Source organism: Kordia sp. (assembly GCF_045105435.1).
GTDB lineage: Bacteria > Bacteroidota > Bacteroidia > Flavobacteriales > Flavobacteriaceae > Kordia.
On sequence record NZ_JBGCDL010000122.1, the window covers coordinates 1 to 4,054 of the forward strand.

Sequence of the window (4,054 nt, forward strand, 5' to 3'; positions counted from 1 at the left end):
TTTTTTTATGTGATTTGTGTTTTCCATTTCTTTATATATTCCTTCAAAATTGTCTTGCAACATCAGGCTTTTAAATTCCTGTAAGTTGGCAATGTATTCGTTGAGTGTTTCAATGACATTGGTTTTGTTTTGCTCAAATATTGGTGTCCACATTGCTGGTGAACTTTTTGCCAAACGCACTGTGGAAGCAAATCCACTACCTGCCAAATCGAAAATATCGCGTTCATTTTTTTCTTTTTCAATGACCGTTTTCCCTAGCATAAACGCACTTATATGCGATAGATGCGATACATACGCAATGTGTTTGTCGTGCGATTTTGGGTCCATGTACCGAATGCGCATGCCTAGATTTTTAAATAACTCCAATGCTTTTTCTTGCAGAGTGAACGCTGTTTTTTCTACTTCGCAAATGATGTTTGTTTTGCCATCAAATAAACGTTTTATAGCTGCGGAAGGTCCTGAAAATTCCGTTCCTGCAATTGGATGCGCGGCTAAAAAATTGCGTCGTCTTGGATGTGCTGCAATGCTTTCGCAAATTTTTTCTTTTGTTGAACCTGCATCAATTACCAATGTGTTATCATTGATATTGTCTAACACTTCCGTGATGACCTTTATAGAAGCATGCACGGGAATTGTAATGATGACAATATCTGCATTTTGCACGTTTTGAAGCGTTGCTTTTTTATGAATTAACTGTCTTTGCAGTGCTTCTTCGAGATGCGTTTCGTTTACATCAATGCCATACACAGTTGTTTCCGGATATTTTTCCTGAATATCCAGCGACATGCTTCCGCCAATGAGTCCAACTCCTATGATGTATACGTTCATATTAACTTTTGTCTATAATTTTATTTATTTTTTGATTGCAGAAGTAAAAAATACTTTTTCCTTCAAGCGTAATTTCAGTTCCTTTTTTTAATGTTTCTGTTATGTCTACTGCGAAAATTCCCTTGTATATTATTGATACTTCAAACTTGTTTTCTGCATCATTTTTTAATATTCCTTTTATTTGTTGATTCCGCATTGAAAATAGCGTTGCTGCTTTTTTAGCTTGCGTTTCAAATTCTTCAATTCCTTTTGTAGAAAGCGTTCGTTTTTCAGAATCATAGTTTTCAAAAATGATATCAGGCTGCATGTTTTCTATCATTCCTGAGATATCAAAGTTATTGTACGCATTAATGTATGCGTGTATGATTGCTATTTGCTTTTCCATGTCAAATTCGTTGAATGACTTCTTTTATTTTTTCTTCGGACACACATAACGAGAATCGAATGTATCCTTCACCTTGCGTTCCAAATATGCTTCCAGGCGTAATGAACACGTCTTTTTCGTATAATAGCTTGTCTACAAATGCTTCCGAACTTAACTGATTGTCTGCTGGCAGTTTTGCCCACACAAACATTCCTGCTGTTTCTGTACTGAATTCACAGTGCAGTTTTGTCGCTAATTCCCAAATAAGTTTACGACGTTTTTTATATATTTTATTGAGATTTGTAAACCATTCACTGGAACTTTCTAAGGCTTTGATTGCTCCTTTTTGAATTCCGTAAAACATACCAGAATCCATGTTACTTTTTACTTTTAAAACATGCTGAATGTGCTCGGCTTTTCCCATTACCATTCCTGTACGCCAACCTGCCATATTGAATGATTTGCTTAGCGAATTGAGTTCTAAAGCCACTTCTTTTGCGCCATCAATACTTAGTATGCTTAACGGTTCTTCATTTAAGATGAAACTGTATGGATTGTCATTGATGATAAGAATTTGATGTTTTTTAGCAAACGTAATGAGTTCTTCAAAGAATGCTTTGCTTGCTTTAGCGCCTGTTGGCATGTGCGGATAGTTTACCCACATAAGCTTTACTTTGCTTAGGTCTTGCTTTGCTATTTCTTTTAAGTTTGGCAACCAATTGTTGTTTGCATCTAAGTTGTAATAGTTAGGGATTGCACCTAAGAGTTTGGTTACGGAAGTGTACGTTGGGTAACTTGGATTTGCAATTAATACCTCATCGCCTTCGTCTAAGTACGCCATTGATATGTGCATGATGCCTTCTTTGCTTCCCATGAGTGGCAATACTTCCGTTTCTGTATCAAGCGAAACGTTGTAGTTTTTTTGATAGAAATCTGCAATGGCATTTCGCAAGGCTGGCATTCCTTGATAGCTTTGGTATTTGTGTGCAGTTTCGTCTTGTAAACTGGCTTCTAAAGCTTCAACTACTATTGCTGGCGGTTGTAAATCGGGACTTCCTATTCCGAGGTTTATAATGTTTTTTCCAGCAGCTACCAAACCACGCACTTCTCGCAATTTGCGTGAGAAATAGTATTCTTCTACGGTGTGTATACGTTTTGCAGGAATCATACGTCTCTTCGGTTTTTGTAGGTTCCTAATACTTTTAGTGTGGTAGACATTATTTCTAATATTGAAAGTGCTTTGGAGTAATCTTCGTAAGATTCAAATGTAACATCCACGAAGAATGCGTATTTCCAGGGTGTTTCAATGATTGGTAATGATTGTATTTTGGTAAGGTTTAATTTGCAATCGCTCATCACATTAAGTACGGTTGCTAAACTTCCTCTTTTGTGATCTAATTCAAATCGCAATGAAGCTTTATCTATTTGATCAATATTTTCAGTTGGTTTTTGCTTTTGTAGAATAACAAAACGTGTCGCATTTGTTTTGATCGTTTGAATTTCTGATGAAAGCACATTGAGTTCAAATAATTCTGCTGCCGTTTTTGTTGCAATTGCTGCAATTCCTTTTTGTTGTGTTTTTTGGATTCTTCTGGCAACTGCAGCTGTATCCACATCTTCTACTAGTTTGATGTGCGGATATTTTTTAAAGAATTCTTTACATTGTAAAAGCGCCATTGGATGCGAACATACTTCTGAAATGTCTTCAATTGTTTGATTTGGCAACGCCATTAAATGATGATGAATGTTTAGATAGTATTCACCATTGATATGAATGTTGTTGGCATCAATTAACGCATAGTTTGGAATGATGGAACCTGCAATGGTATTTTCCAAAGCCATGATTGCATAACTGCTTTTTTCGTGTGTTAAGCTCTGTACTAGCGCATCAAAAGATAAGCACTCGTCTAACAGTACTTCCTCACCAAAGTATTGTTGTGCAACTTTATGATGGTTAGATCCTTGAACTCCTTGTATTGCTATTGTTTGTTCCATTTAACTTGATTGTTACTCAACAACTTATCTTTTTTTTATGTTCCGAAAAGTAGCACAAATTCATTTATATACTACTACTCTTTATAGTAATAGTAGTATGTTATGACTTTCAAAAAGCATCACATCTGAACACATTTTTATTTATTTTTTGTTGTATGCTAAGATTTAAAATGAGTCCAAAAAAAAAGTTCCGAATGAATTTCGGAACTTACTTATATATTTTTATGATGATTTACATAAACTATAACACAAGGCGTTCCAACTTCTTTCCGTAGAAGAAGTAAAAATATCCTTGCCAAAAATAGTTTATATTGTACATTGTTGTTTCTTATTTACTTAGCTAAAGTATAGATTAATTTTTAGATTCAAAATCGTTTTCCAATATTTTTTGAAGAAAAACGTTTTTATCAATAAAGCATCGGTTTTTTTGTTTTTATTTGATTTAAACTTAGGAAATACTGATAAAAATTTATGTAGTTTTGGATTTCAAATTATTGTAGTATGTCAATTGTAGTAGAAAATATCACAAAAATTTATGGTGAACAGAAAGCGTTAAACAATGTTTCTTTCCGTATTACTAAAGGAGAAATTGTTGGTTTTTTAGGACCTAATGGAGCTGGAAAATCGACGATGATGAAAATTTTAACTACGTATTTGAAGGCGAGTTCTGGAACTGCTGCAGTGAATGAGTTTGACACAACAACAGCCGCACGAAATGTACAAAAGAGTGTTGGATATCTTCCTGAGCACAATCCATTGTATTTGGATATGCATGTGCGCGAATATTTAGCGTTTAATGCGAATGTGTACAAGGTTTCAAAATCGCGCATTGATACGGTGATTGAAATGACAGGATTGTTGCCAGAA

Annotated in this window: 5 protein-coding genes; 1 reads left to right on the plus strand and 4 read right to left on the minus strand. The window is 34.8% G+C overall.

The annotated features are described in order from the left end of the window. From AB8B65_RS06215 to AB8B65_RS06230, 4 genes are all read right to left on the minus strand, one after another. Positions 1-828, minus strand: an 828-nt coding sequence (locus AB8B65_RS06215; protein WP_405300000.1) for a prephenate dehydrogenase, incomplete at its 3' end; no start/stop codon positions are given. Between the two features lies 1 nt (position 829). Further along, positions 830-1,213: a hypothetical protein gene (locus AB8B65_RS06220; RefSeq protein ID WP_405300001.1), complete on the minus strand. Its 384-nt coding sequence runs from the start codon at positions 1,211-1,213 to the stop codon at positions 830-832. A 1-nt stretch (position 1,214) separates the two neighbouring features. Next, a complete protein-coding gene (locus AB8B65_RS06225; protein ID WP_405300002.1) occupies positions 1,215-2,360 on the minus strand; it encodes a pyridoxal phosphate-dependent aminotransferase in 1,146 nt (381 codons plus the stop codon). Next, on the minus strand, positions 2,357-3,187 hold the full coding sequence (locus AB8B65_RS06230; RefSeq protein WP_405300003.1) for a prephenate dehydratase: 831 nt from the start codon (positions 3,185-3,187) through the stop codon (positions 2,357-2,359). The genes AB8B65_RS06225 and AB8B65_RS06230 overlap by 4 nt, the downstream gene beginning before the upstream one ends. A 501-nt stretch (positions 3,188-3,688) precedes the next feature. Here AB8B65_RS06230 and AB8B65_RS06235 point away from each other — a divergent pair. Then, on the plus strand, positions 3,689-4,054 hold a 366-nt coding region (locus AB8B65_RS06235; RefSeq protein WP_405300004.1), incomplete at its 3' end, for an ATP-binding cassette domain-containing protein.

Coding starts and splice junctions, on each gene's coding strand:
- AB8B65_RS06220 (WP_405300001.1), bottom strand. CDS start 1,213: ATGGAAAAGCAAATAGCAATCATACACGCATACATTAATGCGTACAAT.
- AB8B65_RS06225 (WP_405300002.1), bottom strand. CDS start 2,360: ATGATTCCTGCAAAACGTATACACACCGTAGAAGAATACTATTTCTCA.
- AB8B65_RS06230 (WP_405300003.1), bottom strand. CDS start 3,187: ATGGAACAAACAATAGCAATACAAGGAGTTCAAGGATCTAACCATCAT.